Source organism: Leptospira yasudae, assembly GCF_003545925.1.
Lineage (GTDB): Bacteria > Spirochaetota > Leptospiria > Leptospirales > Leptospiraceae > Leptospira > Leptospira yasudae.
Genome location: NZ_QHCU01000001.1, coordinates 368,735 through 381,141 on the forward strand (window position 1 = coordinate 368,735; position 12,407 = coordinate 381,141).

Consider the following 12,407-nt stretch of genomic DNA (forward strand, 5'->3'; position numbering starts at 1 on the left):
GAGTCGCAATAACTCAGCGAATTGCTCCCTAAACTCAATGCCTCACTCCCTATGGGTCGTTCGACAGGTCGCGTTTCAAGGAGCCATTTCATACGCGTCTTTGTAAGAATAAACCTTTTCGCAAACGCGGTTGAAAAGAGCTTCATCCTCTTCCGGTTTATAGATCATCGCCAAACATTTTTCCATCTGTGCTTTCGTGCTGCTTCTCTTTGAATAAAGTTGAAGCGCAAATTTGGAAAAATCGCGGACCATAAAATCGAAAATCTGACTCAACAGATCGTCTTCCACCTTCTCGATCGCCGCGTTTTCGATCAAAAGCTGACCATAAGCGACTAACGTGAAAAGTTCCCCAAGGATGAGCATAAAATCCAAATCCTTGGATTGTTTGGAATCGGGCGGAGTGTTTTTCAGGAAGTCCTTCAAAACCTCGATCTGTTTTCTGAAAATCTTCACGTTCGGAAGATTCACGCTCGCATACACTTCGTTGTAATCCGGAAAGGTGATCTTTTCAAAACCTTTGGAAGTCGTTCCCTGATTGAAAAGGAAGTCGTCGTTTTGAAAGCCGTCCATCTTAGGAATCTTCGGCAGGGAAGAATTCGGTTCAAAGAAGTAATTGTTCATGAACTTGATGATCAAGGCCATGTTTACGTGCGCCGTTCCTTCCAGCTTAGGAAGACCGCGGATATCTTTCGCCGCCATTTCGAAATACATGTTCTTCTCGAAACCTTTCGCTGCGATCACGTCCCAAAGAAGATTGATGACTTCTTCTCCCTGCATCGTCACCTTCATCTTCACCATCGGATTGAAGAGAAGATAACGTCTATCGGTCGCAGACGCGGATCTCATGTAATCCTTCGCTCTTGCTGCAAACAGTTTCATGGAGAAGAGTCTGCAATACGCGTCCACGAACATCTGTTTGATTTGGGAGAATTCCGTTACGCGACGGTTGAATAATTTTCTCTTAGAAGCGTGATTGAGAGCCTCGTAAAAGGAATGCGTGCAGATTCCGATGGAAGCCCAACCGAGATTGTATTTACAAACCGCGATGGTGCTGAGCGACGCGTCCCAAGCCTCTCTGTCCTTGGACAGAATATCCTTTTCTTCAATCGGATAATCCTTGAGCGCATACTCTCCCACATAACTTTGCGAGTTGACCACGTTCTGAATCAGTTCGTAGTTCTTGTGTCCAGAGTTAACGGCAAAGAAAACGTAATTCCCCGTATCCTTCATCTTACCGAAGGTGGAAACGATCGCGGCCTTGTTCGAATTTCCGATATAGTATTTTCTTCCGTTAGCTACGTAGTTCCCGTTGCCTTTGTTTTCCAAGGACATATCGCTGGAGATCAAATCGGCTCCGTGTTCTTTTTCGGAAAGACCGAACGCGAAAATTTCACCGTCTTGCAGAAGTTTGGCGGTCTTGTGTTTGATCTCTTCGTTCTTGCTGTTCCAGATCGGACCGAGACCCAACATGGAAACCTGCCAAGTATACCAATAACAAAGACCATAAAAGCCCGCGATTTCATTGAAGTCGCAAATCCGAGTCGTATCCCATCTGGAATCGCTCGGTCCGTAACCCGCTGGCGTCATCAAGGTTGCAAAAACCTTTTCCTGTTTTTGAAACTCTAGAAAATCCGCATACCAAGTTTGATTCCGGTCGTCTTCTTTTAACTTGTTCTTCCCTTTCTTTTCGAAAAAGGCGATCGTACGTTTCATAATGTTTCTGGATTTTTCATCCAGATGTTTGTATTCCGTTTTGTTGGGGTTTAATAGATCCATTGATTTATCTCTTCATGATTTTCATTTCGACAAAAAGCGTTTCCGAAAAGAAATACGATGGCCGGAAAGGCTCTAAAGGAGAATCGAATCGGTGGAGGAGAAGTAAATCAGAAATTTCCGTTCGGATTTGATTTCGATAAAGAATTTAAAGAGAAATCGCCGATTTAAGGCAAAATAGAAAAACGCTTTTTTACCGAATCCTGTTTGTTAACGGAAGAAAGGATTGATTCGAAGCACCACGTCGGAAAACGGCAAATTCTTTCTTAAAAACTCGAAAACACAGTCGGCCATCAGCTCTCCGAAACACAAGCGAACGTCGCACAAAATACATGCTTCGTTTCTATCGATCATAATGCCCGGATCCGCAAAAATACGATTCGATTCAAACACATTCCAGTATATTCATATATACTTTTATTCTAATTTTATACATTACGAACCAGTTGCAATCGAATAAGTCGTTCCCCTTTCGCTTCGTGAAACAAAACCAAGCTTCCGCAAATTTTGCGTCGTTTACAGGATCAGATCGCTAAAGCATTCTTACATTCGAATCTCTCAGCAAGGCCAGGATGGAGAAAGAACTTCATTGGAAACACTCGGAAATTCGTCCCCTTCTTTGCATGAACGAAAGAATTCCTCTCAGAAATCGTTTCAAACCGACTTGTACAACGAATCAACGGAAAATTCAAAACCAAGTAGACCTCAAATCTCTACCGCCTTCGGCTTACTCTTCGCATGCAAAGAAACTAAATCAAAGATAAGTAATTCAGGAAAACTACGGTTTTACGGAAAAAACCAGAATCTCTAGCAAAACATATAATTCTTGGATTCGAAAATAACTCTTCACTCAGTCTAAGTTATAGAAAGGTTTTCTTATGTTTGCAAATGCGTTCCGCGTTTTATCATTCTTCTTCTTAGTTTCCCTATTTGTCGTTTCCACTCAAAGTTTTGCCGTTTCGGAAGAAACGGAACAGAGACTGATGGAAAAAGCTTTGATCGAAAGCGCGGTCACTTCGGAGCAAAAAACCGCAGTTGCCAGCTATCTAAGGGCAATGGCTGCACAAAAGGCGACTCGAGCGGAAGAATTGCGGGAACTCTCCAGACGTTCTACCGGTGGAAAGTTTCTTGCGAACAAGGCGCAATCGGATCGTTATCGCAAACAAGCCGAAGTTTTGGAAAGAGAAGCGGAACGGTATCAATTCCTACTTAACAATTTGTAATTCGAATTTCCTCTTTGAACAAAATCTTCAAAGTCCCGACAAGAGAGCGGGATCTCGCTTGACTTCATGCAATTTTTCTGATATAAGACATTCTCCGAAATTCTTTCCCACCTACCCGCATTCCATAGGCAGGCATTGTTTGAAGGGGCGAAATCGAGAAACTCTTGAGCGAACCCGGACAAGCGCTTCACTTCCTACGGTCGCTTTCAACGCTCCATCGCCCCGGATAGACTATATTTCGCTTCGCAACAAACTCTGGGCCCCGCTTCCTATGGGTCGCTCCGCAGAGCCGACAACCGAATCTACGAGACGACCAATCACAACAAAGGAACGAACTTCACTCCGCCCTTCGTTTCGAACGACCAGCGATGTAAATCCCTTCTCGCGAGCATCAAAAACTGTTCTTCGTTTCCCAAAGGAAAAATAAAAATTCCTCCTGGAACCAACGACTGAAAGTAACAACTGTCGACTCCGGGAAGATCGGGAAGAGCGGCGCAAGAGATCATCTTATCAAACTGCAGCCCGGGAGTAAGAATTTTCGGCGCACTTCCGACCAGAAAACGATTCGATTCCGTGCAACGCGGCTTCCAACGTTCCAAATTTTGAATCGCATTTCGATGCAAAGCATCAAAGTATTCCACAGAAAAGAGTTGAGCCCCGAGAAAAATCAGAACCGCGCTTTGATAACCGGAACCCGTGCCGATTTCAAAAATGCGATCCCCTTTCTTCACATCCAAAAGCAAAGTCATCCAAGCCACCATAAAGGGCTGCGAAATCGTTTGATGACAACCGATCTGCAAGGGCTTATCCTCATAAGCCTGTGCAGATTGAGAATTCGGAATAAAACATTCTCGCGGAATCGAACGCATCGCGGAAAGAATCCGTTCGTCTCGGATTCCTCGAGCTGCGATTTGAGAATCGACCATCTTCTTCCTTTCTTCGATTCGAAGAGAAGGGTCGCAGATTTTAAGGGGAGAAGACATTGGAACTCTCCCGGAAACAAATCGATGAGAGCGAGGAGTTTACGATCTTTTTCGTTGACAGTGAGGACTGTTTTTCTATGCTGTCCATGAGTTCGGCCTTGTAGCTCAGTCGGTAGAGCAGAGGACTGAAAATCCTTGTGTCGGGAGTTCGATTCTCTCCGAGGCCAGAACTCACTTCCTTTTCTACTTTGCCGCCTTTCTTTCTTCCCCTAATTTCCAGAGTTCCGAGAAAACGACCTCGTCGATCACCTTACAAAGTTCCGGTTTATACAATTTCTTGACCGGCGGTTTCGGATAGATATGAATTTCGTCCGTGTTGGGAATATAAGTCATCATCTTTTGAATCTGATCTTCGCCTTCCACTTCGTACATCGTGTAAGACATTCCTTTTGAAGGAATAATCTGTTCCGTTTCTAAATATTTCATTCTACTTCGATTCCTCTTTTGCTTCCCCGCTCTTCGACGAGCGAAAGAATTTCCTGCTGGATGTTTCCTATAGGCTAATCAGATTCAACGTATTTGTAAAGTAAAAGAAATGAACGCAGACAAGTCTCTCATTCTGCTCAGAGGACTTCCGGGAGCCGGAAAAAGCGCGCTTGCCCAAGTCTTATCCGAAAACGGCAAATACCCCGTCTTGAGCGTGGACGACTATTTTACCGATCCACAAACGCGGGAATACCGTTTCGATTATAAGGAGAATCACCTCGCTTATAAGAGCTGCGAGGAACGTACGCGAAACGAAGCAAAGAAGGGAACGCCCAAGATTTTTTTGGACAATACGTTTACTCTCGAATGGGAACTGAAACCCTACTTTCAAATCGCCTCCGAATTCGGTTATACGATTTTCGTGGCAACCGTGGAAAACTATCACAATGGAAAGAACATTCATTCCATCGACGACGAATCCTTACGAAAGATGGCATCGAAATACAAGGTTCGTTTACTTCCCGAAAACTCTTAAACAAACGGGACGTTCCGGTCGATTCGGATTCAGGAAAGAATCCGAGTCCGGACGATCTCGGAAATGTTCCGAAGTTTGCGGGAACTCTCTCACTTAAGTAGAAAGATCCTATAACATTGTCCTATCATATTATCAAATCTATAATTTGAAAAGTCCGTTAGGAAATTTTATATTTACCAAATTAGCATTCCATTCTATTCTTTGTTGCTCATATTGTATGAGGAAACGAGGTTCTTGGGGTAAGTTCAATGAATGGAATCAAGTTGAAAAATCGAGAATTAGATGTCATAAGTTCTGCAGAACAAAGGAAGCATATTATAGAAAAACATCTCCTTAAGCAAAGCTTAATTATAAAAGGCGACATCGATAAGGAAACGGTTCTCATACAAAAATACATCGATGATGGAGAAAAAATCATCGTCGAATCCGACAGTGAAAAAGATTTTCCCGAAGTCGGAGAAATTATTCTTTATAGAATTCTCGCGAAGTACGTGCAGATCGAATGTACTTTCTTGAAACGAATCAACCCGAAAATTATCGAACTCAGCATCAATCAAATATCGATCGCGAAATCCAATCGCGCGTTTCCCCGTTACCCCGTCGCGGAAGACTCGGCGCACGTTACCAATATCAATTCTTCCAAAACCGTGATCGACGCGTCGCTCTTCAATATCCCGACTCTTGTGAAAGTCAGCTTTGAAGACTACAAAGCAAAACTTAAGACCGATCAGCTCGGTTTGATCGAGATCGACGTTTTTAAATCCGATCAGGAAGAAAAATTCGGACTCGTTAAAAGATCCAAAAAATACATTCACATTGAAAATACTTCTTTGGAAAAATCATACAACTCAACGAACGAAAATCAAATCGACGTAGAGGATCAGATTCAGGAAGAAATTCCTTCGCTGATGAGAAAGTATAAGGACGAGAAGATCGTTTCGGAAATCATTTATCCGATCATCTATATCAATCATTCAAGACAATCGATTCCGCTCGGCTATATCTGGGTCAGAAGCAAAGACCAACCTCTCGGCAAAGATACGATCGACAAACTCTCCGAGTTCTCCAAAGAGATGGTGGCGCGCATCAAAGAATCCAACACGGTTTTAACCACGGAAAAATTTCCGATCGTGGATATTTCGAACAACGGAATCTGCATCCGCATTACGGATCAACACCTGATCCAAACTTTGCCCAAACATACGGGATTCGTCTTTGACATTTATATCCGCATGCAGGGTTATTTCAAGGTCTTCGGAGCCATTCGCTGGTATTCGTACGACGAAATCGGAAATCTCATCTTAGGAATGGAATTGGTCGGGAAGTCCGCGTTTCCGGGTGAACGGGAAAAATTTCATCGAAACGTGGAGCTTTTGGGTCAGGGAAAATTCACGGGATTAAAAACGCACGCGATCTAAAGTTAGTATAGTATAATATACGAATTCGGTTTTAGAACTTGTTCAAATACGCGGATTGTAAGATCACGTCGCAGATCTTCCCGTTCGCTTTCGGATCGATTTCCACAAACGTATTCGCGTTGTAAGGCATTCCGTAAATTTTTCCGTTCGGAGCCAAAACTCCTCCCGACCAAGCCCCGCCTCCGGGCGCCGTTCCGAAATAGTTTACGGCCAGCGTGTCCGGATCAATCTCCACGAAAGAAGTCGCATTAAACGGAATCCCGTAGATCTTTCCGTTGGGAGCAAGAACGGCGCCGGAATAGGCGTTCGCCGTTCCGGGCGCGGCTCCAAAGAGAAAAAAACCGGGAGCGCTCGGATCGATCTCCGCAAACATGGAATAGTCGTCGACCATCGTATAAATTTTTCCGTTCGGAGCCAAGGCTCCCCCGGCCCATTTGCCGCTGAAAGAAATGAGGAATGATCCGAAAAACGTAGCCGTATTGACATCCGGATCAATTTCGACAAACTGACTCGACCTTGCGGGAATTCCATAGATCTTCCCGTTGGGTCCGAGAACTCCTCCCGCAAACGACGGGCTCGTCGGAACCAAACCGAAAATCGTGCCGGTTCTCGCAACAGGATCGACCACTTTGTAATTAACCGCCGAAGCGGGCATCGGATACAATTTACCGTTAGGCGCCATCGTACCCCCCACATAGGAGTTAAAACCCGGCGCCGTTGTATAATCCGTCATCAGATACGTGGAAGGATTCATGAATGCAAAACTGGATCGAAACGAAGGAATGAATTCCACGTTCCCATCGAAGCCCAATACGGCTCCGGACCAATCATATAAACCACCGGGAGTTCCGACAACGGTCGTAGATAGAGTATCGGGATCCAACTCGATCTTATTGGCTGCCCCATAAGGAATCGCGAGAATCTTTCCGTTCTTCATAAGAATGGCTCCTCGATACGCGTCCGTAATCGCAGCGATTGCTCCGAATGTGTTCGCAACGGGCGGGCCGCTGCTTCCCAGAGCGGCCTGGGCCTGCAGTTCTGCTTGCACCTTCGGCCAGTGGCTCGGTTGAATCACTTCTTCCAAAGAAATCGATGCGCATGCACCCGGAGAGGCGGGGGGTAAATCGTCGCCCGGGGTTTTCGGGGATTCATCGGAACCGTTACATCCAACGTTAATTCCGGATCTACAGGTATAGATCCATAAATTGAGTATGGAGTTGTTGGTCGGGTCCAAAGGCGCTATGCGACAAGCGCCCAGGAAACAGATCCCGAAGAATAAAGGAAGGAATCGATACATTCAATAACTCTAATTGAGTGTATATGAAGGAGAATGTTTTTTGAAGAGATGAGCCTCTCTGAATTTTTTCGGAGACATTCCGGTCTCCCTGAGAAACGCCCTATGAAAAACGGAGTTCGAATTGAATCCCACCGCGTTTCCCACCGAGATCACGGAACGGGTCGGATCGTTGATCAGAATCATCTTCGCTTCCTCAACCCTGAACTGATTGATGTAGTTGTTGAAGTTGATTCCCTTATGATCGTTCAGATAAGAAGACAACTGATGCACCGAGACTCCGAGTTCTTCCGCGACGTTCGGAAGGCGAATGTCCTCGTCGAGGTAGATTCTTTCCTCGTGAATCAGATAGTTCAGCTGTTTGTCGAGCGCATCCATATCTATGTCGCCGAGGATGGACTTTTTCTGGGTGTTCTTCTGCGCTTCTGAAGCGGTGTCGTCGCTTAACAAATCCTGAAAGTAGACGCTTATAAAGTAAAAGTAGATAACGTCGATCGTAGTCACCACTCCGGAAAGAAGTACGAGTGTCTTATTATCCAGAATGATTCCCACGATTTCCAAAAACGCGCACAGGGAAACGGAGACGACCAAACCCGCCAACAGCTTGGACTTTAAACGTTTGAATTCGAAAACGTGATTGGCGACCATGTGATAAACGGCCATGCCGACGTAAACTATTACGAACATATCCGTAAGATAGAGAAACATTCCGAATTCTAATCTGCTCTGCTGATCGTATAAACTCGCGATCGGAATCGACAAAACGATCGGAGGAATCAGGTTCCAATAGTATTTGGAAGGAAGATGACTGTGTTTGGAAAAGACCATGACGGAACAAAGATATACGAGAATTCCCGCGGTTGACAACGCGATCAGATCGACCTGAAACAGGAATCTCTTCATCCAATTGTATGAAATCGCGTTGATCGAATATTCGTCGAAATACTGAAAGATCGCAGTCAGTATCAAAAGCGCGGAAAGAAAATAATCGATCTGCCCTTTCGCTTTTATCAAACGTCCGATTCCGACGATCAATGCAAAGAATGCGCCGAACCGCGCGATCTCAATCAATAAGTCTTCCCTAAGGAACCAATCTATCACATTCAACATAATCTCAACTTCCACACCTGAGTTTCTTCTTTTATAATTCGATTTTCATTTCATGAAGAATTTCTAAATCATATCAATCGTTTTAATCAATATAATATTTCCCTTCACTCCCTTGTTCGATTCAATTGACCAACAAAATATTGCCGGTTTTTTTTCACTTCAAAGATGCCTGACGTATAGAGTGAGGAACCATCGACATATATTCGAGAACGAACTCCAAACTTTACTCCACGATCGCTTTATCCGATCTTCTCGCTAATTGCGTATGAGCCGTTTAAAAGCGGTATAAAAAGCTCTATTTCATTTTGAATCCTTATATACAACAGATCCGTAAGTTCGTTCGAATCCTTGATAAAGTGCAAAGGTCTTTCTAAAATCAAGGAAGGAAGAGACCACATCGTGACGTAAGTGCGTACGCGGTTCTTTAATTCGTTTCGGGCTGGCTTCGTGCAAAACTCGAACTGTTCTTCGCTTAATATTTCCTCCGGAATCTGTTCCATCAGAATCAGATTCGATTCCGTCATCATATGTTCGCTTAGCTTCGCGTTCAATGTCGCCAAAATATCCAAAACCTCGTTCACACGATCCGCGATCGAATCGCTTCTTAAGATCCTTATCAACTCGATGACGAGCCTCTTCAGAGAATCGTTCTGTTTTTTATACGCTTCGGTTGGCATGCTTCTCTCTCACCTTTAATCTTCTTTATATTTGAACCTGTTTTATCTTTGTTTGAATGTTCGATCCTTAGGACCGTTTTCTCTTTGTGTAAGCTTTGCTCGTAGTTCGTCCGTATAACCTTTTAAGGATTTTGAAATCCTAAGACTTTCCTGAACGATTCGAAAAACCTCCGAAACCCCGGATTCCATTTCGATGTTCGTATTTTTGTGCCGTTTGATCGAATGATAGATCTCGTCCGATTTCCGATCAATCTGATCGGTATTGTATTTGATTCTTTCGCGCTTTCGAGTTTGAAGCCCGACGAGATCCACGATTTCTTCGCCCGAAGATTTTAGCTTATTAAGATCGCCGACTATAACTTCGTACAGAGCAAGAGAACGTTCCACGAGAGAATGTCCCGTATTCGCCTCCTGAAAACTTTTTTGAATCAGAGCTTCGATTGTCTTTGCGCTTTTATCCGTTTCCTCCGCCAAAGAACCGATCTCCTTTGCGACCACCGAAAATCCCCTTCCGTAAACGCCCGCCCTCGCAGATTCGATCGCGGCGTTTAATGCGAGTAAGTTGACTCTCTCCGAAATCTGCTTGATAAGCGAAGTGATGAGCTTCATCTCTTTGGAATTGTTTTCGATCTTTGTGACGCTATCGGCAAGTCGACCGATCGTATCCGAACCGCTTTCTATATTCGTCTGCATGGCCGAAACGCCCGTTAGGGAATTTTCGACTGCAGCGCCGACTCGATCGATCATCTCGTCGAGTTGTTTGATTTCCACGTTCAAAGAAGAAACCAAAACGTAATACGAATCGGAACTGCGATCGATCTGGTTGGCCTCATCGCGGATCGAAGTTACGAGGGATCGAACTTTGTCGATCCGATCGTGTTCGCTGTCGACATTCAAATCGAGAAGGGTTGAAGTCCGCGAGATCCAATCCGCGAGATCGGCAACTTCCAACAGTTTTTTTTCGCACGATTCCGTTTTCATTTTCAGATCGATTCCGTGGGTTTGAATCGTTTCCGCCAACGAGAGCAAAACGGGAGTATCTACGAGCCTTTCTTCCGCAAACGGAGAAAGCCGAAAGGAATCCGATTCGATTTGGCGGTTTAGAATTCCGATCTTTCTTGAAAACGCTTTCGAGTCGTAATAGAAAAAGCCGTTCAAAAAAACGAAGAAAAACAGAGTAACCGATCCGAAAAGAAATACCGTCCGCGCCGCGCGCGGCGAAGATGAATCTTCTGAAACCGTCTGACTTCTTATTAAGAATGGAGAGAAATCGAATTCTTCCGGTAGGGAACGAAAGCCGTCGATTTCGATCAGAAATCCTCGGTTTGCGGAATATGCCAATTTTTGAATCCGTTCGACTCGTTTGAATCGTGTGCTTTCAACGGAGGTGTTTCCCGTTTTGAATTGATACAATGTATAACAAAATACAACCGCATAAAGAAAGGTCGCCGCGGCCAAAACGGCGCGCGGGTTCCCCGCAAATCTTCGCATTCTTATGAGAATTTTACCTTTGAATTTCGTTTTCATAGATCAGGACCGGGCGGCTTTTATCGGAAGAATTTCTATCGAAATATTGCTAAACCGACATCAATGTTTGGCGCCTTCTATTGCCGTTTTTGCCACGATCTGATACACCGCGGCCCACAAACCCTTCAACTTCGGCGTGAATTCTTCTCCCAATCCTTGCTGCAACGTAGCCAGAAGCGCCGTCCCTACCACGTTATAATCTTCCGCTTTTACGCCGTATTTAAGATGTCTTTTGCCCATGTCTTCAATGACCGGCACTAAGCTGGAGAGATCGCCCAAACCGGAAACCAAAGTTCTAAGCATCAACATCAGCTTTCTTCCCTGCTCGCCCATATCCCCTTTAAACATCGCTTTATAAGTTGGTTCTAATTCAAAAAGTTTTTTATAAAACAAAGTAGCGACTTCTTCTTTGTTAACGTATACTTTTTCAAAGCTCGACCTTACCATTTCTACTTCATCATTTCCTAATATCATTCTGCTCTCCATTTTCCCGGATTCTATACGAAAAGATGAATATTACCAAGCGGATTTTGGAGTTTTCTCGGTTACGAAACTTTCAACTTAATTCAATCAGAACTGTAAAATAGAAATAATATTGATTTATAATTTGTTATCATATTTGTTTTATTTATCACAGCCCGGAATCATTTTGCTTTTTCTTGTCCGTAATTGAATACGAAAGGATATTTCTTTATAGATCGCCTATAAACACGGTCAAAAACTTGTTTTTCATTTTTTATTGTATTTGTAGATCGCGATAAATAACGTGAACAAAGACGCCTTCCGGAGATAGTTTATGGATACAAAAACCGATACGATCAGTTACAAAACGAATGATATAAAAATCACTGTCGAGAATATTTCTTCCGGAGGAACGTTACCCGGCCCAGCAGCAATGATTCAGCTCCAAGGAGACATCAACATTTTCTCGGCTAAGAAGTTGAAAGACACTTTCAACGAAGCGATCGAAAAGGAAATTTACATTCTTCTAATAGATGTATCCGGGGTCAAAGGAATGGATTCTTCCGGGATAGCGACTTTTATCGGAGCGCAGACGCGTTTGAATAAGATTCCGAACGCAGGACTCGTGCTCCATTCTCTTACTCCTCAGATCGAGAAAATGCTGGAGCTAACAAGGCTCAAAGCTTTGTTTCGCACGGCTCAGGATTTATCCGCGGCAATTCGTTTGTTTTCCGCTTAATAAAATTCCGCCGAATCCTCGAGCCTATGCGGGGATTCGAAACTCTTTTCTATCGTTTTTTCGAGCCGCGAGCCGTTCCCGTCTTAAATCATTCGATTTCGTTTCGCGGCTTCATTATAAAAACGCAATTTACACGGTTCCTAAGGATTTATAAAACCGATCCGCAAATTCTATAATTCCGTTTTTCATCGTTTCATCGCTTTGATACACTCTAGCGGTATAGGCTGGGTAGCAAAGTGA

General features: G+C 44.0%; 12 protein-coding genes and 1 tRNA gene. 5 read left to right on the forward strand and 8 right to left on the reverse strand.

The window, feature by feature from the left end:
* Nucleotides 1-75: 75 nt before the first annotated feature.
* Complete coding sequence (locus tag DLM76_RS01725; RefSeq protein ID WP_118964212.1) at nt 76-1,776, reverse strand: acyl-CoA dehydrogenase family protein; 1,701 nt, start codon at nt 1,774-1,776, stop codon at nt 76-78.
* Nucleotides 1,777-2,651: 875 nt separating this feature from the next.
* Between DLM76_RS01725 and DLM76_RS01740 the strand changes: the two genes are divergently transcribed.
* A complete protein-coding gene (locus DLM76_RS01740; protein ID WP_118964215.1) occupies nt 2,652-2,996 on the forward strand; it encodes an LIC10421/LIC12816 family protein in 345 nt (114 codons plus the stop codon).
* A gap of 317 nt (nt 2,997-3,313) precedes the next feature.
* Here DLM76_RS01740 and DLM76_RS01745 read toward each other — a convergent pair whose 3' ends face one another.
* A complete protein-coding gene (locus DLM76_RS01745; protein ID WP_118956166.1) occupies nt 3,314-3,979 on the reverse strand; it encodes a protein-L-isoaspartate O-methyltransferase family protein in 666 nt (221 codons plus the stop codon).
* A gap of 94 nt (nt 3,980-4,073) precedes the next feature.
* Here DLM76_RS01745 and DLM76_RS01750 point away from each other — a divergent pair.
* Nucleotides 4,074-4,146, forward strand: a tRNA-Phe gene (locus tag DLM76_RS01750).
* Between the two features lie 16 nt (nt 4,147-4,162).
* On the opposite strand, the gene DLM76_RS01755 is transcribed toward DLM76_RS01750, so the two are convergent.
* Complete coding sequence (locus tag DLM76_RS01755; protein ID WP_000876121.1) at nt 4,163-4,405, reverse strand: hypothetical protein; 243 nt, start codon at nt 4,403-4,405, stop codon at nt 4,163-4,165.
* A 109-nt stretch (nt 4,406-4,514) separates the two neighbouring features.
* On the opposite strand from DLM76_RS01755, the gene DLM76_RS01760 reads away from it, so the two are divergent.
* The gene (locus DLM76_RS01760) at nt 4,515-4,940 is read left to right on the forward strand and encodes an AAA family ATPase (protein WP_118964216.1); all 426 of its coding nucleotides are present in this window, start codon (nt 4,515-4,517) and stop codon (nt 4,938-4,940) included.
* Nucleotides 4,941-5,188: 248 nt separating this feature from the next.
* Entirely contained in the window at nt 5,189-6,358 is a 1,170-nt protein-coding gene (locus DLM76_RS01765; RefSeq protein WP_118956164.1) for a DUF1577 domain-containing protein, read from the forward strand.
* 31 nt (nt 6,359-6,389) lie between these two features.
* Here the strand turns inward: DLM76_RS01765 and DLM76_RS01770 are convergent, their stop codons facing one another.
* The 5 genes from DLM76_RS01770 to DLM76_RS01790 form a co-directional block, all read right to left on the reverse strand.
* On the reverse strand, nt 6,390-7,655 hold the full coding sequence (locus DLM76_RS01770; RefSeq protein WP_118964217.1) for an NHL repeat-containing protein: 1,266 nt from the start codon (nt 7,653-7,655) through the stop codon (nt 6,390-6,392).
* 9 nt (nt 7,656-7,664) lie between these two features.
* Nucleotides 7,665-8,759: a helix-turn-helix transcriptional regulator gene (locus DLM76_RS01775; protein WP_167450725.1), complete on the reverse strand. Its 1,095-nt coding sequence runs from the start codon at nt 8,757-8,759 to the stop codon at nt 7,665-7,667.
* A gap of 242 nt (nt 8,760-9,001) precedes the next feature.
* Nucleotides 9,002-9,439, reverse strand: coding sequence for a hypothetical protein (locus DLM76_RS01780; RefSeq protein ID WP_118956161.1), 438 nt, complete (start codon nt 9,437-9,439; stop codon nt 9,002-9,004).
* Nucleotides 9,440-9,481: 42 nt separating this feature from the next.
* Nucleotides 9,482-10,966, reverse strand: a complete 1,485-nt coding sequence (locus DLM76_RS01785) for a methyl-accepting chemotaxis protein (RefSeq protein WP_118956160.1) — start codon at nt 10,964-10,966, stop codon at nt 9,482-9,484.
* A 60-nt stretch (nt 10,967-11,026) separates the two neighbouring features.
* Entirely contained in the window at nt 11,027-11,440 is a 414-nt protein-coding gene (locus DLM76_RS01790) for a globin family protein (protein ID WP_241548162.1), read from the reverse strand.
* Nucleotides 11,441-11,762: 322 nt separating this feature from the next.
* On the opposite strand from DLM76_RS01790, the gene DLM76_RS01795 reads away from it, so the two are divergent.
* Nucleotides 11,763-12,167, forward strand: a complete 405-nt coding sequence (locus tag DLM76_RS01795; RefSeq protein ID WP_118964220.1) for an STAS domain-containing protein — start codon at nt 11,763-11,765, stop codon at nt 12,165-12,167.
* Nucleotides 12,168-12,407: the final 240 nt, after the last annotated feature.

Excerpts from the sequence above, each read along its gene's own strand:
- DLM76_RS01770 (WP_118964217.1), bottom strand. The coding sequence starts at position 7,655 with ATGTATCGATTCCTTCCTTTATTCTTCGGGATCTGTTTCCTGGGCGCT.
- DLM76_RS01760 (WP_118964216.1), top strand. The coding sequence starts at position 4,515 with ATGAACGCAGACAAGTCTCTCATTCTGCTCAGAGGACTTCCGGGAGCC.
- DLM76_RS01745 (WP_118956166.1), bottom strand. The coding sequence starts at position 3,979 with ATGTCTTCTCCCCTTAAAATCTGCGACCCTTCTCTTCGAATCGAAGAA.
- DLM76_RS01755 (WP_000876121.1), bottom strand. The coding sequence starts at position 4,405 with ATGAAATATTTAGAAACGGAACAGATTATTCCTTCAAAAGGAATGTCT.
- DLM76_RS01740 (WP_118964215.1), top strand. The coding sequence starts at position 2,652 with ATGTTTGCAAATGCGTTCCGCGTTTTATCATTCTTCTTCTTAGTTTCC.
- DLM76_RS01725 (WP_118964212.1), bottom strand. The coding sequence starts at position 1,776 with ATGGATCTATTAAACCCCAACAAAACGGAATACAAACATCTGGATGAA.
- DLM76_RS01780 (WP_118956161.1), bottom strand. The coding sequence starts at position 9,439 with ATGCCAACCGAAGCGTATAAAAAACAGAACGATTCTCTGAAGAGGCTC.
- DLM76_RS01790 (WP_241548162.1), bottom strand. The coding sequence starts at position 11,440 with ATGATATTAGGAAATGATGAAGTAGAAATGGTAAGGTCGAGCTTTGAA.
- DLM76_RS01765 (WP_118956164.1), top strand. The coding sequence starts at position 5,189 with ATGAATGGAATCAAGTTGAAAAATCGAGAATTAGATGTCATAAGTTCT.
- DLM76_RS01785 (WP_118956160.1), bottom strand. The coding sequence starts at position 10,966 with ATGAAAACGAAATTCAAAGGTAAAATTCTCATAAGAATGCGAAGATTT.
- DLM76_RS01795 (WP_118964220.1), top strand. The coding sequence starts at position 11,763 with ATGGATACAAAAACCGATACGATCAGTTACAAAACGAATGATATAAAA.